General features: G+C 71.1%; 22 protein-coding genes. 11 read left to right on the forward strand and 11 right to left on the reverse strand.

Features of this window, described 5'->3' with window-relative positions:
* Positions 1-5 precede the first annotated feature (5 nt).
* From AB0M93_RS48015 to AB0M93_RS48030, 4 genes are all read right to left on the reverse strand, one after another.
* Positions 6-965 (reverse strand): SMI1/KNR4 family protein, encoded by a 960-nt coding sequence (locus AB0M93_RS48015; protein WP_364288041.1) that lies wholly within the window; start codon positions 963-965, stop codon positions 6-8.
* A gap of 10 nt (positions 966-975) precedes the next feature.
* Complete coding sequence (locus AB0M93_RS48020) at positions 976-1,953, reverse strand: TAXI family TRAP transporter solute-binding subunit (protein ID WP_364288044.1); 978 nt, start codon at positions 1,951-1,953, stop codon at positions 976-978.
* Positions 1,950-3,944 carry a TRAP transporter fused permease subunit gene (locus AB0M93_RS48025; RefSeq protein ID WP_364288047.1) on the reverse strand — a complete coding sequence of 665 codons (1,995 nt, stop codon included), beginning with the start codon at positions 3,942-3,944 and terminating at the stop codon, positions 1,950-1,952. Before AB0M93_RS48025 ends, AB0M93_RS48020 begins: the two co-directional genes overlap by 4 nt.
* Before the next feature lie 87 nt (positions 3,945-4,031).
* Complete coding sequence (locus AB0M93_RS48030) at positions 4,032-5,531, reverse strand: leucyl aminopeptidase (RefSeq protein ID WP_364288050.1); 1,500 nt, start codon at positions 5,529-5,531, stop codon at positions 4,032-4,034.
* A gap of 110 nt (positions 5,532-5,641) precedes the next feature.
* On the opposite strand from AB0M93_RS48030, the gene AB0M93_RS48035 reads away from it, so the two are divergent.
* Entirely contained in the window at positions 5,642-6,487 is an 846-nt protein-coding gene (locus AB0M93_RS48035; RefSeq protein ID WP_364288053.1) for a hypothetical protein, read from the forward strand.
* Entirely contained in the window at positions 6,480-7,157 is a 678-nt protein-coding gene (locus AB0M93_RS48040; RefSeq protein WP_364288056.1) for a DUF402 domain-containing protein, read from the forward strand. The genes AB0M93_RS48035 and AB0M93_RS48040 overlap by 8 nt, the downstream gene beginning before the upstream one ends.
* Here AB0M93_RS48040 and AB0M93_RS48045 read toward each other — a convergent pair.
* Positions 7,114-7,413 (reverse strand): hypothetical protein, encoded by a 300-nt coding sequence (locus tag AB0M93_RS48045; RefSeq protein ID WP_364288059.1) that lies wholly within the window; start codon positions 7,411-7,413, stop codon positions 7,114-7,116. The genes AB0M93_RS48040 and AB0M93_RS48045 overlap by 44 nt on opposite strands.
* Before the next feature lie 97 nt (positions 7,414-7,510).
* On the opposite strand from AB0M93_RS48045, the gene AB0M93_RS48050 reads away from it, so the two are divergent.
* Positions 7,511-8,614 (forward strand): branched-chain amino acid aminotransferase, encoded by a 1,104-nt coding sequence (locus AB0M93_RS48050; protein WP_364288062.1) that lies wholly within the window; start codon positions 7,511-7,513, stop codon positions 8,612-8,614.
* A gap of 58 nt (positions 8,615-8,672) precedes the next feature.
* Here AB0M93_RS48050 and cobT read toward each other — a convergent pair whose 3' ends face one another.
* Positions 8,673-9,749, reverse strand: coding sequence for a nicotinate-nucleotide--dimethylbenzimidazole phosphoribosyltransferase (cobT, locus tag AB0M93_RS48055; RefSeq protein WP_364288065.1), 1,077 nt, complete (start codon positions 9,747-9,749; stop codon positions 8,673-8,675).
* 182 nt (positions 9,750-9,931) lie between these two features.
* Here cobT and AB0M93_RS48060 point away from each other — a divergent pair, with 182 nt between their 5' ends.
* Positions 9,932-10,618, forward strand: coding sequence for an IspD/TarI family cytidylyltransferase (locus AB0M93_RS48060; RefSeq protein ID WP_364288068.1), 687 nt, complete (start codon positions 9,932-9,934; stop codon positions 10,616-10,618).
* 3 nt (positions 10,619-10,621) lie between these two features.
* Here the strand turns inward: AB0M93_RS48060 and AB0M93_RS48065 are convergent, their stop codons facing one another.
* Positions 10,622-11,071 carry a hypothetical protein gene (locus tag AB0M93_RS48065; protein ID WP_364288071.1) on the reverse strand — a complete coding sequence of 150 codons (450 nt, stop codon included), beginning with the start codon at positions 11,069-11,071 and terminating at the stop codon, positions 10,622-10,624.
* Positions 11,072-11,209: 138 nt separating this feature from the next.
* Here AB0M93_RS48065 and AB0M93_RS48070 point away from each other — a divergent pair, with 138 nt between their 5' ends.
* From AB0M93_RS48070 to AB0M93_RS48080, 3 genes are read left to right on the forward strand one after another with little or no spacing between them, the layout of a single operon-like run.
* Entirely contained in the window at positions 11,210-11,959 is a 750-nt protein-coding gene (locus AB0M93_RS48070) for a GntR family transcriptional regulator (RefSeq protein WP_364288074.1), read from the forward strand.
* Entirely contained in the window at positions 11,956-12,798 is an 843-nt protein-coding gene (locus AB0M93_RS48075; RefSeq protein ID WP_364288077.1) for a phosphoribosylaminoimidazolesuccinocarboxamide synthase, read from the forward strand. Before AB0M93_RS48070 ends, AB0M93_RS48075 begins: the two co-directional genes overlap by 4 nt.
* On the forward strand, positions 12,791-13,003 hold the full coding sequence (locus AB0M93_RS48080; protein ID WP_364288080.1) for a hypothetical protein: 213 nt from the start codon (positions 12,791-12,793) through the stop codon (positions 13,001-13,003). The genes AB0M93_RS48075 and AB0M93_RS48080 overlap by 8 nt, the downstream gene beginning before the upstream one ends.
* Here AB0M93_RS48080 and AB0M93_RS48085 read toward each other — a convergent pair.
* Positions 13,000-13,989, reverse strand: a complete 990-nt coding sequence (locus AB0M93_RS48085) for an aldo/keto reductase family protein (RefSeq protein ID WP_364288083.1) — start codon at positions 13,987-13,989, stop codon at positions 13,000-13,002. The two genes, AB0M93_RS48080 and AB0M93_RS48085, sit on opposite strands and share 4 nt — an antisense overlap.
* Before the next feature lie 249 nt (positions 13,990-14,238).
* Positions 14,239-14,886 carry a DUF3043 domain-containing protein gene (locus AB0M93_RS48090; RefSeq protein WP_364288086.1) on the reverse strand — a complete coding sequence of 216 codons (648 nt, stop codon included), beginning with the start codon at positions 14,884-14,886 and terminating at the stop codon, positions 14,239-14,241.
* A gap of 145 nt (positions 14,887-15,031) precedes the next feature.
* Here AB0M93_RS48090 and AB0M93_RS48095 point away from each other — a divergent pair, with 145 nt between their 5' ends.
* On the forward strand, positions 15,032-15,409 hold the full coding sequence (locus AB0M93_RS48095) for an iron-sulfur cluster assembly accessory protein (RefSeq protein ID WP_004562664.1): 378 nt from the start codon (positions 15,032-15,034) through the stop codon (positions 15,407-15,409).
* 63 nt (positions 15,410-15,472) lie between these two features.
* Here the strand turns inward: AB0M93_RS48095 and AB0M93_RS48100 are convergent, their stop codons facing one another.
* Entirely contained in the window at positions 15,473-15,643 is a 171-nt protein-coding gene (locus AB0M93_RS48100; protein ID WP_364288089.1) for a hypothetical protein, read from the reverse strand.
* A gap of 148 nt (positions 15,644-15,791) precedes the next feature.
* Here AB0M93_RS48100 and AB0M93_RS48105 point away from each other — a divergent pair, with 148 nt between their 5' ends.
* Positions 15,792-16,784, forward strand: a complete 993-nt coding sequence (locus tag AB0M93_RS48105; RefSeq protein ID WP_364288092.1) for a carbohydrate kinase family protein — start codon at positions 15,792-15,794, stop codon at positions 16,782-16,784.
* 58 nt (positions 16,785-16,842) lie between these two features.
* Here the strand turns inward: AB0M93_RS48105 and asnB are convergent, their stop codons facing one another.
* A complete protein-coding gene (gene asnB, locus AB0M93_RS48110; RefSeq protein ID WP_364288095.1) occupies positions 16,843-18,777 on the reverse strand; it encodes an asparagine synthase (glutamine-hydrolyzing) in 1,935 nt (644 codons plus the stop codon).
* A 276-nt stretch (positions 18,778-19,053) separates the two neighbouring features.
* Here asnB and AB0M93_RS48115 point away from each other — a divergent pair, with 276 nt between their 5' ends.
* Positions 19,054-19,998, forward strand: a complete 945-nt coding sequence (locus tag AB0M93_RS48115) for a cytochrome c oxidase subunit II (protein WP_364288098.1) — start codon at positions 19,054-19,056, stop codon at positions 19,996-19,998.
* 32 nt (positions 19,999-20,030) lie between these two features.
* A complete protein-coding gene (locus AB0M93_RS48120; protein WP_364288101.1) occupies positions 20,031-20,450 on the forward strand; it encodes a cytochrome c oxidase subunit 4 in 420 nt (139 codons plus the stop codon).
* The last annotated feature ends 170 nt before the right edge of the window (positions 20,451-20,620 follow it).

Raw genomic sequence — 20,620 nt, forward strand, 5'->3', positions numbered from 1 at the left:
CCAACCTAGCCTGCCTGGGCGAGCAGGGTGGCGTGCTTGACCAGCGCCGCCCGGAAGGACGCGTGGACGGTCGTGCCCAGGACCGGGTCGACCTCCACCACGTGCCCGGCGGACAGCAGCAGCACCGCGGGGTCGCTGAGGATCACCACGCCGTTCTCGGCGCGCAGGTCCGCGGTGCCGAGCAGGCGGGGGAAGACCACGTCGGCGGGCAGGCCGTCGCAGGTCCGCAGGAAGGCGCGGAAGTCCGCCGGCAGCTCGACGCCCAGGCGCAGCTCCGCCGAGCGGATCGCCGCTTCCGACGCCGGGGGAGCGGCCGTCGTGCCACCACGCAACCGCAGGATCGACGAGATCAGCTCCGGCCAGGTGCCCAGCTGCGGCGGGTACCGCTCGTGCAACGCCGCGATCAGCGCACCCGCGCAGGTCGGAGCCCATTCGCGCAGGCCGAGCGGGTCCGCGCCCGCCACCAGCGCCGGAGCCAGGGCACGGGTCGCGGCCGGCGTCGCGACGTCCGGGTGCGGCCCCGCGAGCGCGGCCCACAACTCGAGGTCGCCGTCGGCCAGGGCGATCCGCGCCCGGTCCGGGCGCGACGGCGCCACCTGCTTGACCACCTCCGCGACCAGGCCGGGCGGGAGCACGCCTTCGAGGTCGGAAACCGGGCGACACAGCGAAGCCGTGTGTGCGCGCTCTTCGACGTCCGGATCCAGGGGCGGCAACCCCGCCGCCCAGTCCGGTCGTCCGCCGCGGGCCTCGAAGAGCATCACCCAGGCGCGGGCCCGCACCGGGTCCGCGGCCAGCGCGGCCACCGGCCGTTCGGTCCGGGCCTGCCACTGCCTGACCAGCCGATCGGCTTCGTCCAGGGCGCCGGAGACCGCGAGCAGCAAGGCCGCGTAACCCACCTGGTCGTCGACGCGCGCCTCGGGCGCCGTCAGAACGTCGCGGACCGCCGCTTCGAGGTAGTCCTGCACCCCACCGACCCTAGCCCAGCGCTTGCTTCGCCCCCGGGTGCAGCGGCACCGGGCCGGTCTGCGTCGCCAGCTGCCGCGAGATCTCCTTCGCCGCCGGGTGCACCTTCGCCAGCTCCGCCTGCTTGTCGAAGATCAGCTTCGTGATCGCGCACGCGTTGCCCGCCGGGAAGTCGTCGCGCACCAGCAGCAGGTTGGGCACCACGACCGTCGGCACGTCCGCGGGCTGCCCGTAGGCCGCCTTCGGGATCACGGCCTGGTCGTAGACCGGGTTGACCTGCTTCAGCGCGGGCAGCAGCGGCGTGATGTCGAGGAACTTCACCTTGTCCTTCAACGCCGTGGTTATGTCGGTGATCTGCGCGGTGGGCAGGCCGCCGGACCAGACGAGCCCGTCGAGCGTGCCCGCCTTCATGCCGTCCGCCGTCTTGGCCAGGTCCAGCCGCTGCGCCTGGACGTCGGTGTCCGGCTTGAGGCCCGCCGCCTGCAGGAGGCGGTTCGCGATCACTTCGGTGCCCGACTTCGGCGAGCCCGTGGAGATCCGCTTGCCCTTCATGTCCGCGACGCTGTCGATGCCGGCGTCCGTGCGCACCAGTACCTGCGTCGAGTTCGGGTAGATCCGCGACAGCGCCTGGATCTTCTGCGGCTTCCCGGCGAAGGACCCCTTGCCGTTCACGGCGTCGGCCGCGGTGTCGGCCAGCGAGAACGCGACGTCGTAGTTGCCGGCGACCAGCTGCTGGATGTTCTGCACCGACGCACCGGTCTCGGCCGCGGTCGCGCGCAGTTTCGTGTTGTTGCTGATCAGCTGCGCGAGCCCGCCGCCCAGCACGTAGTACACGCCGCCGCTGTTGCCGGTGGCGATGGTGATCCGGCCTTCGCCCGCTTCGCAGGACTGTGTCGCACTGCCCGGGGCGGACTGGTCGGTCTGCTGCTTCCCTCCGCAGCCGGTGACGGCCAGAGCGAGCACCACGGCGGCGGCGACTGCGCGTTTCATGCTGTCCTCCTCTTGATCACGGCGTGGGTGAGCAGCGCGGCGGCGCCGCACGCGACACCGATCGCGATCGGCACCGGCTCCAGGTAGAGCAGGCAGAGCGCGGCGGGCACGAACAACAGGCGCACCGGGAGGCTGACCGGCCCGAAGAGCCAGCCCCCGGTCACCACGGCCAGTGCGGCGACGGCGAGCGCGGACACCGCCGTCACCCACAGCACGGTGAGCGGGTCGGACTCCAGCAGCAGCGCGGCGCCGTTGTCGGTGAGCACGAACGCGATCGGCACCAGGAACGCCGGGAGCGTGTACTTCCAGCACTGCCACATGGTTCCGAGCACCGAGCCGCCGGTGATCGCCGCCGAAGCCACCGCGGCGAGCGCGGTCGGCGGCGTGACCTCGGACAGCACCGCGTAGTAGAAGATGAACATCGCGCGCTCGGCGTCGGCGACGCCCAGCGTCTCCAGCGCGGGGCCGATCACCACCCAGGCGATGATGAAGCTCGCGGTGACGGGCACGGCGAGGCCCAGGACGCCGACGGCGATGGCCGAGAGCAGCACGGTCAGGATGAGGATCAGGGTGCCGTTGTCGGTGAGCGCGCCGGCCAGTTCCACCAGCGCGTCGGCGAGTTCGAGGCCCAGCCCGGTCTTGGTGATGGTCGAGGTGATCACGCCGGCCGCCGCGCACACCGCGATCACCGGCAGCGCCCCGCGGACACCGGCCGAAAGCGCGTCGACCATGTCCTTCGCCCAGCCGCGGACATCGCGGCGCCGGGCGATCAGCGCGAACAGCGCCGCGACGCCGGTGGCGTAGACCACCGCGGCGAACGGCGGGATGTCCAGGGCCAGGAACACGACGATGATCGCCAGCGACAGGAAGTGGTAACCGCCGTGCCGCAACAGTTTCCCGGGATCGCCGTGCGGGACGTCGACGGCTTCGGCCTGGAAGCGCCGCGCGTCGGCCTCCATCGCGAACACGATGCCGAGGTAGTAGAGCAGCGTCGGGACGGTCGCCCAGACCAGCACCTTCAGGTACGACGTCTGCAGGTACTCGGCGATGATGAACGCGGCGGCGCCCAGCGTCGGCGGCGAAAGAATGGCCCCGATGCCGGACGCGGCGAGCAGCCCGCCCGCGTTTTCCTTGGGGTACCGCGCTTCCCGCAGGATCGGCCAGGTGATCGAGCCGAGACTGACCGCGGTGGCGGTGCCCGAACCGGACACCGTGCCGAGCAGGAAGCCCGACAGCACGGTGGTCCGGCCGGGCGCGGTCCGGGACCGGCGGAACGCGGCGAAGGAGATGTCCACGAAGAACTTCCCGGCGCCGGAAGCGTTGAGCACCGCGCCGTAGAGCGTGAACAGCACGATGTAGCTCGCCGCGACGTCCAGGGGAGTGCCGTAGAACCCGCTGGCGTCGTTGAAGAGCGCGTTGACGATCTGGCTGAAGTCGATGCCCGCGTGGGCGATGCCCCAGTTCTGCGGGAGGTAGCCGCCGTAGTAGGCGTAGGCCAGGAACAGCAGGCAGACGATCGGCAGCACCACACCGGTCGTGCGGCGGGTGGCTTCGAGGACCAGGACCAGCAGCAGCGCGCCGGCCACGATGTCCAGCGGCGACAGGATTCCTTGCCGGTTCAGGAAGTCGTCGTAGCCCACCAGCACCGGGTACAGGCCGACGGCGAGGGCGAGCACCGCCAGTGCCCAGTCCGTCCAGCCCGGGTCGTCGCGGCCGCGCAGCCGCGGGCGGTAGCAGAGGAAGACCAGCGGGAGCGTGCAGCCGAGGAAGAGCACCAGGAAGAACTGGTTGCCCTTGGCGAACGGGAAGAACACCTGCTTGAGCACGAGGACCGCGACGGCGAGGGCGACGAAGTAGACGACGCGGTCGGGGACGCGGGAGAGAGTGCGCGCCGGGCGTTCCTCGTCGTGCTCGGCGGCGATCGCGGCAGGCGTGTCCTCTTCGACCGGCCCGGTGGTCACCCGGTCACGGTACGGCGTCGCGGATCCCATCGAAAGGGATCTTTCGGCCCAAACCGTCGTGAGTGTTCAGGCGGGTTCCAGCCCGCCTGAACACTCACGACCGGTGCGGAAGGGTGCTCAGCCGTTGGCGGCGATGTCCGCCAGCACCGCGGCGATCGAGCGGACCGGGACGCCGGTGCCGCCCTTGCCGGTGTAGCCCCACGGGGAGCCGGTGTTGAACGACGGGCCCGCGATGTCGATGTGGACCCAGTCGAGGCCGTCGGCGACGAACTCGCGCAGGAAGATCCCGGCGGCCAGCATCCCGCCCCAGCGGTGGCCGGTCACGTTGGCCAGGTCGGCCAGCCGCGAGTCGAGGTCCGCACGCAGTTCCTCCGGCAGCGGCATGGCCCAGCCGTTCTCGCCGGTGGCCTGCATGATCGCGGCGACGCGGTCGCGGAAGTCGTCCGAGCCCATCACGCCGGCGGTCCGGTTGCCGAGCGCGACGACCTGGGCGCCGGTCAGCGTCGAGGTCTCGATGAGGTAGTCCGGGTTCTCCTCGGCCGCGCGCACCATCGCGTCGACCAGGACGAGCCGGCCCTCGGCGTCGGTGTTGAGGACCTCGACGGTCTTGCCGCCGTACATCGTCAGCACGTCGCCCGGCCGGTACGACGTCCCCGACGGCAGGTTCTCCGCCAGCGGGATGTGCGCGACGACCTCCAGCGGGTACTTCAGCTTCGCCGCCAGGACCACGGCCGCGAGCACGCCGGCCGCGCCGGACATGTCCGAGGTCATGTGGTCCATGTTCGCGGCGGGCTTGAGCGAGATGCCGCCCGAGTCGAACGTGATGCCCTTGCCGACCAGCGCGACCTTCTTGGCGGCCTTGGCCGGCTTGTAGCCGACGCGCACCAGGCGCGGCTGGCGCGAAGAGCCGCCGCCGACGCCGAGGATGCCGCCGAAGCCCTTGCGCTTCAGCGCCTTCTCGTCGAGCACCTCGAACTCGAGGCCGTTGTCCTCGGCCAGCTTCTTCGCGCGGTCGGCGAAGGAGGCCGGGTACAGGTCGTTCGGCGGGGTGTTGATCAGGTCGCGGGCGACGAGCACGGCCTCGGCGATGCTGCCGGCCGCCTTCAGCGTCGCCTTGTGCTCGCGAGCGGTGCCCTCGGCCGGGCTCGCGAAGTCGGCCTTCGCCAGCGGGGCGTCGCCCTTCTCGGAGCGGTAGTCGGTGAAGACGTACGAGCCGAGGATCGTGCCCTCGACGGCGGCCTGCAGGTCGAGCTCCGAGAGCGTGACGAGCGCGCGGTCGGTGCCGGCCAGCGCGCGGCCGGCGGCGCCCGCGGCGCGGCGGACCTGCTCGGGGGTGACGGCGCCGGCCGCCTTGCCCAGGCCGACGGCCAGCACGACACCGGCCGGGAGCTTGCCCAGCGTCGGGACCTTGACGACCTCTTCGGCCTTGCCACTGGCACCGAGGGTGGCGAGCAGGCCGGCGAGGCGGCCGTCGAAGGCGGCGTCCACGGCGGCGGCGCCGGGGGCGAGCACGGGACCGTCCTCGCCCTGCAGGGTGCCGATGACGACCACGTCGGCGCGCGTCTTGGCCAGTGCCTCCCCGGTGTTGTCGGACAGGGCGAGCTTAGGCACGGTCACTTCTGGCTCCTCGCGCGTTTCTCGGTGGTACCGGGCACCGGCCCGGCCGGATCGTGAGCCATGCTAATGACGACCTGACCACGGGTGAACAGAGGGCGAGGGAGGGCCGCGTGCGGCTGGGCGGTGGGCTGCTGGTGGCGCTGGCGGCGGCAGCGGCGGGGGCGGGCTGGTGGCTGCTCGCCGGGCTGGTGCTCGCGGCGATCGCCGCGGGCGTGACGGCGCGGGTGCCGGAACCGGGGGATGCCCTGGTCGACCGGGTGGTCGTCGCGGTCGCGCGGCTCGCGGAAGTGACCGTTTACGCCATCGCGTTCGGGGCCTACGTCTTCCCCGCCCACCGGGAACTCGCCGCGGCCGCGTTCGTCGTCGTGGTCGCCGGGGCCGGGTTCGCCGGGCTGAAGATCCCGACGATCGTCGTACGGATCACCATCGGGCTGTTGCTCGCGGCGGGGCTCACGCTGGTCGTGGTGTGCGTCGCCGTGCCGCCGGTGGGGACGGCGGACGGCCTGCAGCCCCCGGACTTCGCCGGTGTCCTCGTCGCGGCCGTGCTCACGCTGCCGTTCCTGCGGCCGGGCGGGCGCGAGAAGGCGGGCCTGCGCGTGCTGCTGCTCGGCGCGGTCGCCCTCCTGGCCGCCTTCGCCGCGCTCTACCAGCTCGGTGCGGTGCGGCTCGGGCTGTCGCTCACCTCGCTGCGCGACCTGCTGTCCGCCGCCGACGCGGACGCGCTGCAGCCGCTGCTCACGGCCTTCGCCGTGGTCGCGACCGTCGTCCCGGCGCTCTCCGCGGGCGCCGCAACCCGGGCGCGGACCGGCGTCCCCGGACTCGCCGGGCTCGCCGCCGCCGCGGCGGCCGCGTACTTCCTGCCGCTGCTGCCCGTGCTGGTCCTCGCGGGCCTGGTCACCGTGATCGAGCTGCTACTGGGCGTACGCGCGCGCAGGTACAGTGGGACCCGTGAGTGATCGACGCTGGCGGCCGGGGGAGACCGTGGTCGAGCGGTTCCACCGGCCCGACGGCTCGATCGGCCAAGTCCACCCGCTGCGCGTGCTCGAAGACGACGGCCGCGTCCTGCTCGCGTGGCTGCCGGCGGGCACCCCGATCGTCGGCAGCAGGCTCGCCGACGGCCGCCTGATGCGGGACGCCCCGCTCGACCAGCGGTTCCGCATCCCGCGGGTGCCGGTCGCCGACTCCTGGCACGGCGCGTCGACCCTGCGCCGGATCCCCGAAGACGAGTGGTCGTCGGTCTGGTGGTTCTTCGACCTCGAAGGCCGGTTCAAGAACTGGTACGTCAACCTGGAGATCCCGCTGGGCCGCACGGCGGCCGCGGTCGACCGGATCGACGGCGTGCTCGACGTCGTCGTCGAGCGCGACGGCAGCTGGCGCTGGGACGACGAGGACGAAGCCGAGGCCGCCCTGGAAGTCGGCCGCCTGACGCTCGAGCAGTTCGACCGGCTGCGCGCGGAGGGCGAGCGGATCGGCGCGCTGGCCGAACGCGGCGCCTACCCGTTCGACGGCACGGACACCGACTTCCGCCCGGACCCCGGCTGGCCGGCGCCGGAACTGCCGGCGCAGTTCCTGCCGGTGGAGCTCAGCCCGCGGTCAGGAGAAGGATCAGCGCCAGCACGGCGTTGACGACCGCGAGGACGACGACCGACTTCGTCGGGATCACCGCCGGGAACGCCTTGCCGTGCACCTTCCGCCACCACACGATGCCGAAGACCCCGGCGACCAGGCCGAGGAAGCCGCCGAAGCCGCTGTCCAGCACGGCCCAGCCGACCATGCCGAGCAGGCCGACGCCGAAGGTCAGCAGCACCGCGGTGACGAACGTCTTGACGTCGGCGCCGGTGCTCTTGGGCCGGGGGACCGGCTCAGTGGAGTGGTAGGTCACCGGGCCATCCTAGGGTGCCGCGGCCGCGGGCGCGGGGAACCCGCGAACAGATGGACATCCGACTAACGCGCTTCCGAGCAAGCGGTATCGTCTAGCCATGACGACCACGACACAGTTCGCCCATGTCCCGCACCCGAGTCCTGCGAGCGCGGACCGTGTCGCGGAGGTACTCACCGCCCCCGGGTTCGGGGTGTACTTCACCGACCACATGGTGACCGTCCAGTGGTCGAAGGCCGAAGGCTGGCACGACGCCCAGGTCGGCCCGTACGCCCCGTTCACCCTCGACCCGGCGACGTCGGTGTTGCACTACGGCCAGGCCATCTTCGAGGGTCTCAAGGCCTACCGCCAGCCGGACGGCTCGATCGCGTCGTTCCGCCCGGACGCCAACGCCACCCGGTTCCGGCAGTCGGCCGAGCGGCTCGCCATGCCGCAGCTGCCCGAGGAGCTGTTCGTCGAGTCGCTGCGCGAGCTCATCGCCGTCGACGGCCGGTGGGTGCCCACCCGCCAGGGTGATTCGCTGTACCTGCGGCCGTTCATGATCTCGACGTCCACCGGGCTCGGCGTCAACAGCCCGGCCGCCGACTACGTGTACACGGTCATCGCGTCCCCGGCGGGCTCGTACTTCGCCGGCGGCGTGAAGCCGGTCAGCGTGTGGCTGTCCACCGAGTACGTCCGGGCGGCTCCCGGCGGCACCGGCGCGGCCAAGTGCGCCGGCAACTACGCGGCGTCGTTCGTGGCGCAGGCGCAGGCCGTCGAAAAGGGCTGCGACCAGGTGGTCTGGCTCGACGCGGTCGAGCGGCGCTGGGTCGAGGAGATGGGCGGGATGAACCTGTTCTTCGTCTTCGGCTCCGGTGAAAACGCCCGGGTGGTGACCCCGGAGCTGACCGGGTCGCTGCTGCCCGGCGTGACGCGCAAGTCGCTGCTGGAGCTGGCTTCGCGGCTCGGGTACAAGGTCGAGGAGCGCCGCATCTCCACCGACGAGTGGGAGAAGGCGGCGGCGTCGGGCGAGCTGACCGAGACGTTCGCCTGCGGCACCGCGGCGGTCATCACCCCGGTCGGGCACGTGAAGCACGCGAACGGCGAGTTCTCCGTCGCCGACGGGCAGCCGGGTGCGCTGACGATGAAGCTGCGCGAAGAGCTGACCGGCATCCAGGAGGGCACCCGCCCCGACACCGATCACTGGATGGTCAAGCTCGGCTGACGAGACCGGCCCCCGCACCTTCCCGGTGCGGGGGCCGGTTCATCGGCGGCCGGAAAGGTCAGGAAGCGGGCGCGGCGATCAGCGGGCCGGAGACGCCGGCCTGCTCGTGCGTCGCGGTCTCGGCGAGCACGCGCGCGGCCATCATCAGCAGCGGCAACGCCGTCACGGCGCCGGTGCCTTCGCCGAGCCGGACGTCCAGTTCCAGCAGCGGGCCCAGGTCCAGGTGCTCCAGGGCGAGGGCGTGGGCGGGTTCGGCGGTCCGCTGGCCCGCCACCCACCAGCGGCGCGCGCCGGGGGCGAGGTCTTCGGCGACGAGCGCCGCGGCGCACGCGACCAGCCCGTCCAGGATCACCGGCGTCCGGCGGGCCGCGGCCTGGGCCAGGAAGCCGGCCATCGCCGCGATGTCCGCGCCCGCGGTGGTGCGCAGCAGGTCCACCGGGTTCGCCAGCACCGGGCGGGCGCGGCGCAGGGCGTCGCGGACGGCGGTGGCCTTGCGCATCCAGGCGCTGTCGTCGATGCCGGACCCGCGGCCGACCACGGCGACCGGCTCGCTGCCGGTCAGGGCGGCGACCAGGACGGACGCCGGGGTGCTGTTGCCGATCCCGAGGTCGCCCGGGATGAGCAGGTCCGCGCCGCCGTCGACCTCGGCGTCGGCGATCGCGATGCCGGCCCGGACCGCGGCCTTGGCCTCGGCGTCGGTCAGCGCGTCTTCGACGTCGATGGAGCCGGAGCCGCGGCGGACCTTGAACTCGCCGATCGAGCGGGTCGCGGGGGCTTCGGTGTCGACGGCCAGGTCGACCACGCGCACGCTCGCGCCCGCGGCGGCGGCCAGCACGTTGATCACGGCGCCGCCGGTGAGCATGGTGCCCAGCAGCTGCGAGGTGACCTCGGCGGGATAGGCGGAGACGCCCTTGGCGGCAATGCCGTGGTCGCCGGCGAAGACGACAACGCGCGGCCGCGTGAACGGCCGTGGCGGCGACTGCCCCTGGCAGGCGGCGATCCAGACGCCCAGTTCTTCCAGCCTGCCCAGCGATCCGGCGGGTTTGACCAGCTTGTCGTGCAGCGCGATGGCGGCGGACCGAGCGTGGTCGTCGGGCGGGGTGATCTCGGCGAACTCGATGTTTTCCGGCTCCACACCAGGCCCTTCGACTCTTCGGGGTTCCGGGTGGCGGAGCCCCCGGCCCGGGGCGGAGCCCCGGTTTCAACACTGTGGCACGGCAACGCTGCGGCCAACTTACCGGTCAGCTGCCCGGGCCGGTGCCGCGGCTCGGCGCCGGTGCGCGCCGCCTGCCGGCGGGCCCAGTAGTGTCGCGGCTCGTGGAGACGACGGCGGCCGCGGTGGTGCTGGCCAGCGGCGCGGGGACCCGCGTCGGCGCGAAGCTGAACAAGGTCTACCTGCCGCTCGCCGGGCGGCGGGTCGTGGCCTGGTCGCTCGATGCCTTCCGCACCGTTCCCGGCATCGGGGTGCTCGTGCTGGTGATCCGGCCGCAGGACACCGAACTCGCCGAAGAGGTCGCCGGCGACGGGGTCGAGGTCGTGCACGGCGGCGACACGCGCCAGGCGTCCGAGCTCAACGCGCTGCGGCACCTCGCCCCGCGAATCAGAGGCGGCCGGGTCGACGTCGTGTTGCTGCACGACGCGGCCCGGCCGCTGGTCCACCCACAGCTGGTCGGCGCGGTGTTGGCCCGGACACGCGAGGACGGGGGGGCTGTGCCGGGCCTGGCCGCGGACGACATCGTCGGGGTGGATGCCGGGCACCTGGTCGCCCAGGTGCCCGGCGCGATCCGCGTCCAGACGCCTCAGGGCTTCCGGGCCGGACCGCTGCTCGAGGCCTACGAACAGGCCGAGCGCGAAGGTTTCGTGGGTACGGACACTTCGTCCTGCATGGAGCGGTTCTCCTCCCTGCCGATCCGCTGGGTCCCGGGGGCTCCCGAGAACCTCAAGATCACTTATCCCCACGACCTGGTGGTCGCGGAGCGGCTGCTCGCCCGCCGGGCGCGGTAACCGCTAGGCGCACGCCGGCGGGCCGCCACCGTCGTCTCCCTCCCTGGGCAATCCGGTCGGCCGGATCGTCACGTCCTGCCGCAGTTCCGGCGGGACGCAGCAGTCCGGCTGCGGGCGCAGCGCCTGCAGCGGCGCGCCCGGGGTGCCGGGCTCCGCCAGCGTGAGCACGGCCCGCAGCGTCCAGACCGGGGTGGCGTGGTACTGCCAGGTGACGACTCTCGGGTGGAAAACGTCCGTGCCCGGGAAGGTCGGCACGCGGTAGGCGCTGGCCCGGTGTTCGTCGCGGAGGAGGATGACGTCCGCGCAGGTGGGCCACCGCTTGACCGCCGCGTACATCTCCGGGGCCTCGCGGCCGCCGAACAGGTGCAGGACCCAGTTGCGGCGCCGGAGTTCCTCGAGGAGTTCCTCGAGGCCCTGGCCGCTTGAGCCGCTGTGCGATGTGGGCGGGGACACACTTTCGAGGGTAACTTGCGCACTAGTGCGCAGTCCAGCACGTGTACTAGTACACCTGGGTGGTTCTGAACAGGGCTTTGTGGGAGACACTCCGGCGTGCTAGAACACTTGTGCGCGTTGTCCCTGTGAGGAGCCGCCTTGCCCACCCTCGACCGTCCTGAGCCCCCGTACCTGCAGATCGCGGGCCGGATCCGTGACGACATCCTGTCCGGCCGGCTGCAGGAGGGCGACGCGGTGCCGTCCGCCAGGGAGATCGCACGCACCTGGGCCGTCGCCATGGCGACGGCGACCAAGGTGCTGGCCACGCTCCGCTCGCAGGGCCTCGTGCGGCCCGTGCGCGGCGTCGGCACGGTCGTCGACCGCGGCGGCCTGCACCGCACGGCCCGCGACCGCACCTCCGCCTCGGCGCGGACCGGCCGGATCTACCCGCCGGGCCACTACGCCGTGATCCGGTCGGCCGGCCTCGAACCGGCGGCCGAACGCGCCGCGGCCGCGCTGGGCCTCGAACCGGGCGCCCCGGCCATCCGCCGTCAGCGCACCACCTACGGGTCCGACTCGCAGCCGCTGTCGACGTCGACGTCGTGGTTCGACGGCGCGCTGTCGGCGAAGGCACCGGCGCTGCTGGTCGCGGAGCGGATCGTCGAAGGCACCGCGGCCCACGCGGCCGCCCGGCTGGGCACGAAGATCGTGACGACGCAGGAACGGCACGCGGCGGGCCGCGCGGGCGAGGCGGAGGCGGCCGAACTGCTGCTGCCCGCCGGGTCGCCGGTGCTGCTCGGCCGGAGCACCTTCCTGGCGGCCGACGGGACGGTCGTCGAGTACGGTGAGTCCGCCGCCTTGCCCGACCACTGGGTTTTCTACGAGTACACGACTGAGGACGGCGAATGAAGCACATCCACGCGGGCAAGGTCCGTGACCTGTACGAACTCGACGGCGGGGACATCCTGCTGGTCGCGTCCGACCGCGTCTCGGTCTACGACGTGTCGCTGCCGACGCCGATCCCCGACAAGGGCGCGCTGCTCAACCGGCTTTCGGCCTGGTGGTTCGACCGGATGGCCGACGTCGTCCCGAACCACGTCGTGTCGACCACCGACGTGCCGGCGGAGTTCGCCGGGCGCGCGATGCGCTGCAAGCCGCTGAAGATGGTCAAGGTCGAGTGCATCGCCCGCGGCTACCTCGCCGGCCTGGGCCTGCGCGAGTACCAGCGCGACGGCAAGATCTCCGGCGTCGCGCTGCCGCCGGGCCTGGTCGAGGGCGACAAGCTGCCGGAGCCGATCTTCACGCCGACGACCAAGGAGTCCGACACCGGGCACGACGAGTTCATGACCTTCGACGAGGTTCTGAACGACATCGGCGAGGACACCGCGAAGCGGCTTCGCGAGCTGACGCTGGAGATCTACACGAAGGGCGCCGAACACGCCGCGAAGCAGGGCGTCATCATCGCCGACACGAAGCTGGAGTTCGGCTTCGACGCCGACGGCACGCTGACCCTCGGCGACGAGGTCCTGACGTCGGACTCGTCGCGGTTCTGGCCCGCCGACCAGTGGGAGCCGGGCCGCCCGCAGCACGCGTTCGACAAGCAGTTCGTCCGCGACTGGTCGCGGTCGACGGGCTGGGACCAGACCCCGCCCGGGCCGGAGATCCCGGCGGACATCGTCGAGCAGACGCGGCAGCGCTACACCGAGGTCTACGAGCGGATCACCGGGAGGACCTGGGTTCGTGGGTGACTACGACCCGTACAAGCTGATCGACGAAGTCGAGACGCTGCTGGTCTCGCACGGCCTCGCGCCGTCGCGGCTGCCCGGGCGCGGAGGCGACCGGCTGGCGGGTGCCGGCCGCCTCCTGCGCGGGTTCGGGCTGCAGCCCCGGCTGGCCCCGGAAGACGCGTTCGACCTCGACGTGCCGTTCCAGGGCCGGATCAACCAGGACTAGGGGCTCTTGGTCAGGCTCGGGTCGCGCTCGACGACGTCGCCGAGGACCTCGTCGATGGCGGTCAGCAGGTCGGCGTCGAGCTTCTTGCCGGCGGCCTTGACGTTCTCGTGCACCTGCTCCGGGCGCGAGGCCCCGATGATCGCCGAAGCGACGTTCGGGTTCTGCAGCACCCACGCGACGGCGAGCTGCGCGAGGCTCAGGCCGGCCTGGTCGGCGAGCGGCTCCAGTTCGGCGACGCGCTTGAGGACGTTCTCGTCGAGGAAGCGGGCGACCATGTCGGCGCCGCCCTTCTCGTCGGTGGCCCGCGAACCGGCGGGGTAGTCCTGCCCGGGCTTGTACTTGCCGGTGAGCACACCCTGCGCGATCGGCGACCAGACGATCTGGCTCATGCCTTCGCGCTCCGAGGCGGGGATGACCTGGTCCTCGATGACCCGCCAGAGCATGTTGTACTGCGGCTGGTTGGAGACGAAGGGGATCTTGAGGTCACGGGCCAGGGCGGCACCGCGGGAGATCTGCTCGGCGGTCCACTCGGAGACGCCGACGTAGAGGACCTTCCCCTGCCGCACGAGGTCGGCGAAGGCGAGCATGGTCTCTTCGAGCGGGGTGTGCCGGTCGAACCGGTGCGCCTGGTAGAGGTCGACGTAGTCGGTGCCGAGCCTGGTCAGGCTGGCGTTGGCGGACTCCATGATGTGCTTGCGGGACAGGCCCTTGTCGTTGGGCCCCTTGGGACCGGTGGGCCAGTAGACCTTGGTGAAGATCTCCAGGCTTTCCCGCCGCTGCCCCTTCAGACCGCGCCCGAGCACGGACTCGGCGGCGGTGTTGGCGTAGACGTCGGCGGTGTCGAAGGTGGTGATACCGGCGTCGAGGGCGGCCTTGATGCAGGCGTGGGCCTGGTCCTCCTCGACCTGGGAACCATGGGTGAGCCAGTTCCCGTACGAGATCTCACTGACGTTGAGGCCGCTGCGGCCGAGACGACGAAACTCCATGGGTCCAGCCTAGGCGGTAATCGTTTGCTCTGCTAACGACCGTGGGGTGAGGCAGGCATCACTCGGGTTGCCCGGGCGGAGGCGGCCCTCGCCGGGGCGGGCTTTTTCGGCATGCGGTCCCGGCTGGCTCGCCGCCACCGAAGTCAACCAGGGTGCCGGAGCGGCCGGCGGGACGACAATCCGTGACTTCGGCCGCGGACAGCAAGAAGCCGGGTCGAGCAGTGCTCGACCCGGCTTCTCGGAACCAGCTCAGTTCGGGATCGGGTCCCCCGGCTTGAGCCGCGGCTTCGGCACCCGCAGCTTCCGGATCTGGGACGCCCGCACGAACGCGTACCAGCCGATCGACCGGCCGTTCACCGCTTCCTTCGGGAACTTCTCGCGGACCAGCTTCGCGATCTTGCGGCCGTTCACGATGCCCTCGATCGCCATCACCAGCAGCATCGCCGTGCACAGGAGCGTGATGTACGACTGCACCTGGGGCAGCGGCACCAGCAGCGCCAGGAACACCACGATCGCCAGCGGCATGAACAGGCCGAGCAGGTTGCGCCGGCTGTCGACCAGGTCGCGGACGTACGCCTTGACCGGGCCGCGGTCGCGGGGGAGCAGGGCCTTGTCGTCGCCGCGCATCATCGCTTCGCGGCGGGCCTTGGCCGCCGCGCGGCGGTCTTCCTTGGTCTGGGGGTTCGCCTTGCGCAGCTCTTTGTTGCGCTTCATCGCCTCACGCATGGTGGTGGGCGGGGGCGCCACCGGGCCCCGGCGCTTCGCCTCCGCCTCCCGGCGCTTCGGCGTAGCCTTGCCCTTACCGGGCGTGTACGCCTTGCCGGCGACGTCGACGGCTTCGGCCGACTCCGGCTCGTCGGCGGCGGTGTCTGTGGTGCTTCGGCGCAGGAACCTCACCTCACCAGGGTATTGCAGGCGTCACGCCGCCGGTAACCAGGGCGATCGATGTGCGACCATGGTGGGGGAACAGATCGGACGCTTCGCGTGTTGAACACGTCAGCACGAGGAGTATCCGCAGCGAGTTCGAACTTGAGGGAGTGCCATGACGACCGCTGAGCACGCCGGCGCGACGCAGGCCGAGACCGCCGAGGAGACCCACGGCGTCACGTTGACCGACGCCGCGGCTTCCAAGGCGAAGGCCCTGCTCGAGCAGGAGGGCCGCGACGACATGCACCTGCGCATCGCCGTCCAGCCCGGTGGCTGCGCGGGCCTGCGCTACCAGCTTTTCTTCGACGAGCGCACGCTCGACGGCGACCTGTTCCGCGACTTCGACGGCCTCAAGGTCGCCGTGGACCGGATGAGCGCGCCGTACGTGTCGGAAGCCGTCATCGACTTCGTGGACACGATCGAGAAGCAGGGCTTCACGATCGACAACCCGAACGCCACCGGCTCCTGCGCCTGCGGTGACTCGTTCCACTGAGTGAAGCTCGAGAAAGGCCCCGTCTCCCGGCAGGGAGGCGGGGCCTTTCTCGTTGCTGTGGACCTACACGTACGCGTCGAGCTCGGCCACCTGGGCGTGGCACGCCTCGTCGACCTCCCACGGCTTGGCCGTGACGCGGGGCAGCGGCAGGCGCTCGGCCTGCAACGTCGCCGGGATGAGCGCGCAGTCGGCGATCAGCTCGGACAGGGTCTCGGGTTCGGTGACGGCGTTCACGATTCGTAACGCTATTGATCCGCCCTCGACTGGAAAAGGAGTACCAGCCGGTAGTGTCGGCTGGGCACGCGCGAACTACCCGGATGGGTCATGACCCGGAGGTAACTTCGCGCTTTTTGCCGTGAGGTCGAACACGAAGGAGCAGCCGGTGGCAGACAGGGCCAGGATCGCGGTGTCCGGCAGTATCGCGACCGACCACCTCATGCATTTCCCGGGCAGGTTCGCCGAGCAGCTGGTCGCCGAGCAGCTGCACCGCGTCTCGCTGAGCTTCCTCGCCGACGACCTGGTGGTCCGGCGCGGCGGCATCGGCGCGAACATCGCCTTCGGCCTGGGGGTGCTCGGCGTCCAGCCGGTCCTCGTGGGCGCCGTGGGCGCCGACTTCGCCGACTACCGCTCCTGGCTGGAGCGGCACGGGGTGGACACCTCGGGCGTGCACGTGTCCGAGGTCGCGCACACCGCGCGGTTCGTCTGCACCACCGACGAAGACCTCTGCCAGATCGCGACGTTCTACGCCGGCGCGATGGCCGAGTCCCGCAACATCGAGCTGCAGCCGATCGCCGAACGCGCCGGCGCGCTGAGCCTGGTGCTGATCAGCCCGGACGACCCCGAGGGCATGATCCGCCACGCGGCGGAGTGCCGGCAGCGCGGGTACGCCTTCGCCGTCGACCCCTCGCAGCAGCTGGCCCGGATGACCGGCGAGCAGGCGCGCGAGTTCGTCGCCGGTGCGAAGTACCTGTTCAGCAACGACTACGAGTGGGAGCTGCTGCTCCAGAAGACCGGCTGGACCGAGGCCGACGTCCTCGACCAGGTCGGCCTGCGCATCACGACGCTGGGCGAGAAGGGCGTGGAGATCGTCGGCAAGGACGGCGTCGCGCTGCAGATCGGCGCGGTCCCCGAGCGCGCCAAGGCGGACCCGACGGGCGTCGGCGACGGCTTCCGCGCGGGCTTCCTGGCCGCCCTCGACGGCGGCCTCGGCGTGGAGCGCGCCGCCCAGCTGGGCTCGCTGATCGCGGTGCTGGTGCTGGAGACGGTCGGCACGCAGGAGTGGACGTTCGACCGCGCCGAGGCGCTCGCCCGCATCGGCGACGCGTTCGGCCCGGACGCGGCGGAGGAGATCTCGGTGGTCCTGCCCGCGGCCTGAGACCTTCACGGCGAAGGCCCCGCACCGGATCGGTGCGGGGCCTTCGCCGTCAACAGCTTCAGAGCTTGACCGGGTACACCGGCTCCGGGATCTCGGGCTTGATGCGGTGCTCGACGAAGATCCCGTGCCACAGCATGAACACGATCAGCGCCCACAGCTGGCGGCTGCGGTCCAGCTGGCCGGCCTTGTGCTCCTCCAGCAGCGCCAGGATCGCCTTCTTGTCCAGCAGCTCCTCGGTCTTCGAGTCCGAGATGATGCCCTTGGCCCAGTCGTACATCTCGTTGCGCAGCCACAGCCGGATCGGCACCGGGAAGCCGAGCTTGCGGCGGTTCAGCACGTGCGCCGGGATGATCTTGGCCAGCGCCTGGCGCAGCGCGTACTTCGTCGTGCCGTGGGCGAGCTTCTGATCCAGCGGGATCGACGCCGCGACCTTGAACACCTCGGCGTCCAGGAACGGCACCCGCAGTTCCAGGGAGTTCGCCATCGTCACCTTGTCGGCCTTGACCAGGATGTCGCCGCGCAGCCACGTGTAGAGGTCGACGTGCTGCATGCGGGCCACCGGGTCCCAGCCGCGCGAGACGTCGTACCAGGGTGCCGTGACGTCCTTGAACCCCACGCCTTCCTGGTAGGTCTTCAGCACGTTGCGCAGCTGGTCGTCGCGGAAGTTGCGGGCGTTGCCGTAGTAGCGGTCCTCCAGCGGCAGCGCGCCGCGGCGCAGCAGGTCCTTGCCGCGGGTGCCCTCGGGGATCTTGGTCGACACCTTGCCGATGAGCTTCCGCATCCCGCCCGGGATCTTCTCGAACGGCGCCAGCGAGATCGGCTCGTTGTAGATCGTGTAGCCGCCGAACAGCTCGTCCGCGCCTTCGCCCGACAGCACCGCCTTGACGTGCTTGCGGGCCTCGCGGGCGATGAACCACAGCGGGACCAGCGCCGGGTCGGCCACCGGGTCGTCGAGGTACCAGACGATGAGCGGCAGGACTTCCATCATCTCGTCCGCCGACACCGTCCGGACCACGTGCTTCACGCCGATCGCCGCGGCCGACTCGGCGGCGACGTCGACCTCGGAGTAGCCCTCGCGCTCGAACCCGGTGGTGAACGCGATCAGGTTCGGGTTGTGCTCCTTGGCCAGCGTGGCCGTGGCCGTGGAGTCGATGCCGCCGGAGAGGAACGCACCGACGGTGACGTCCGGGTCGGAGATCATGTGCTTGCCGACCGAGTCGCGCATCACGTCGGCGATGCGCTGGTACAGCTCTTCGGCCTCGGCCGGGGAGTTGACCGGCTTCGCGCTGAACTGCGGGTGGAAGTAGCGGGTGAACTTCACCTCACCGCCGGGCACGACCTCGAACGAGGTGCCGGACTCCACGCGCCGGATCGCCGTGTGCAGCGACTCGGGCTCGGGCACGTACTGCAGGACCAGGTAGTGCTGGAGGGCCTTCCGGTCCAGCTCCTGCGCGACGCCGAGGACGTCCGACAGCTCCAGCAGGCTCTTCTTCTCGCTGGAGAACGCCACGCCGCCGGGGCCGGCCGAGTAGAACAGCGGCTTGATGCCGAACGGGTCGCGCGCGCCGAAGACGCGCTTCTCCTGCGAGTCCCAGATCATGAAGGCGAACATGCCGCGCAGGCGCTTCACCCAGTCGGCGCCGAGGTAGTGGAAGCCGGCGACGATGGCCTCGCCGTCACCCTCGGTCTCGAACTTCGCGCCGTGCTTCTCGGCGAGCTCGGCCCGCAGCTCCAGGTAGTTGTAGATCTCGCCGTTGAAGTTCATCGTGTACCGGCCCGGCGCCTCGGGCGGGCCCCAGACCAGCGGCTGGTGCGCGTGCTCGACGTCGATGAAGGCGAGCCGGTTGAAGCCGTAGACGACCTCGGCCTCGGCCCAGGTGTCCTGCTCGTCGGGGCCGCGGTGACGCTGGCAGCGCATGGCCGCGCCGACGGCGTCACGCGCGTTCGCCGCGCCGGTCTCGGTCGCGCAGATCAGTCCAAGCAGGCCGCACACGGGTACTCACACACCTTCGGGGTCTTCACCGGGCTGGGGGAAGGCCCCAGTATGCCGGGGCGGTCGTGGCGAGTACCACGCGCGTCGAGTGAGGCTTATTTGAGCTAGGTCGGCGCTACAGACCGCAGCTTGCCCGCAGAACTGCCGTTCGCGCCGACCGACGGTTGAATAAGTCTCATCAGTTACCCCTTGGTCAGCGGGACGGGCCAACTCGGCTAGGCTCCGCCTGTCACGAAGATCGGTCGTAGGAGGCTCTGGGTGAAAGGGCGAGGCGCAGTGGGACAACCCGAGCGCACCCTGGGGAAGCGGACCGTGCGGATCGCCGCGCTGGCCGTGCTGGTCGCGCTGACCGCGACGGGCTGCTCCGGCGACGAGATCCTGCGGTTCGGCTGGCCGGTCGGTGTCACCGAGCAGGCGAACCAGATGCGCACGCTGTGGACCTGGGCCGTGGTGGCCGCGCTGGTCGTCGGCGTCATCGTGTGGGGCCTGATCTTCTGGACCGCGACGTTCCACCGCAAGAAGAAGACCGCCGACGGCGAGCCGGAGGAGCTGCCCCGGCAGTTCCAGTACAACATCCCGCTCGAGCTGTTCACGGTCGTCGTGCCGACGATCATGGTCTGCGTCCTGTTCTTCTTCACCGCGACGACGGAGTCGAAGGTCCTGGACAAGATCCCGAACCCGGACGTCAAGGTCCAGGTCGTCGCCTTCCAGTGGAACTGGGAGTTCAAGTACGAGGACGCCAACGCGGCGAAGCCCGACGGCAGCGGCCAGGTCAGCACGGTCGGCTCGTCCGGCGAGATCCCGCTGCTGGTGCTCCCGGTCGGCAAGACCATCCAGTACGACCTGGTCTCCACCGACGTCATCCACTCCTTCTGGGTCCCGGAGTTCCACTTCAAGCGGGACGTCTTCCCCAACCCGGAGAAGAACAACCAGGACAGCTCGTTCCAGAACAAGATCGACCGCGAAGGCTCCTTCGTCGGCCGGTGCGCGGAACTGTGCGGCACCTACCACTCGGTGATGAACTTCGAGGTCCGCGCCCTGTCGGTGGACAAGTTCGACCAGTACATCGCGCTGCGCAAGCAGGTGAACCCGGCGACGGGCCAGACGTTCACCGCGGCCGAAGCGCTGGCGAAGATGAACTGCGGCGAGCTGTGCACCCCGCACGCGGTGACCACCCAGCCGTTCAACACCGACCGCACGGCGCGCACCGCGTCCAACTGACGCCGCAGGCACACAAGGAGTAGGAAAAGACCATGAAGGTCGAAGCCCGCATCTTCTTCATCGTGGCGATCTTCGCCGTGTTCATGGCGGCCGTGTACTGGGTGTGGACCGGCCTGTCCGCGACCCACGGACCGGAGCCGGTCGGCATCGTCGCCCTGTTCCTCACCGGCGGCCTCGCGTTCCTGGCGGGCAGCTACATGCAGTTCGTCTCCCGCCGCATCGAGCCGCGGCCGGAAGACCGCGAGGACGCCGAAATCAGCGACGGCGCGGGCGAGCTGGGCTTCTTCAGCCCGGGCAGCTACTGGCCGATCGGCATGGCGGCCACTGCGGCGCTCGCGGCCGTGGCGCTGGCGTTCTTCCACATCTGGCTGCTGGTCATCGCGCTGGTCGCGCTGCTCATCACGATCGGCGGCCTGGTGTTCGAGTACCACACGGGCCCGTCGCACGACTGACCCCCGCTGTTCCGGACCGGCCGTCACGCTCCCCGCGTGGCGGCCGGTTTCGTGTCTGCCGCAGCTCGTCGTGAGTGGTAAGGCGCGTTAGAACGCGCCTGCTGAGCCACGGCGGCGTGCTGGAGCCGGGCGAGACCGAGGTCTCGGAGAGCAGCGCGATCAGGGCATCC

The sequence above is a fragment of the Amycolatopsis sp. NPDC051102 genome (genome assembly GCF_040682815.1).
Classification (GTDB): Bacteria; Actinomycetota; Actinomycetes; order Mycobacteriales; family Pseudonocardiaceae; genus Amycolatopsis.

Excerpts from the sequence above, each read along its gene's own strand:
- AB0M93_RS48075 (WP_364288077.1), top strand. The coding sequence starts at position 11,956 with ATGAAGCACATCCACGCGGGCAAGGTCCGTGACCTGTACGAACTCGAC.
- AB0M93_RS48085 (WP_364288083.1), bottom strand. The coding sequence starts at position 13,989 with ATGGAGTTTCGTCGTCTCGGCCGCAGCGGCCTCAACGTCAGTGAGATC.
- AB0M93_RS48120 (WP_364288101.1), top strand. The coding sequence starts at position 20,031 with ATGAAGGTCGAAGCCCGCATCTTCTTCATCGTGGCGATCTTCGCCGTG.
- AB0M93_RS48050 (WP_364288062.1), top strand. The coding sequence starts at position 7,511 with ATGACGACCACGACACAGTTCGCCCATGTCCCGCACCCGAGTCCTGCG.
- AB0M93_RS48020 (WP_364288044.1), bottom strand. The coding sequence starts at position 1,953 with ATGAAACGCGCAGTCGCCGCCGCCGTGGTGCTCGCTCTGGCCGTCACC.
- AB0M93_RS48095 (WP_004562664.1), top strand. The coding sequence starts at position 15,032 with ATGACGACCGCTGAGCACGCCGGCGCGACGCAGGCCGAGACCGCCGAG.
- AB0M93_RS48025 (WP_364288047.1), bottom strand. The coding sequence starts at position 3,944 with ATGGGATCCGCGACGCCGTACCGTGACCGGGTGACCACCGGGCCGGTC.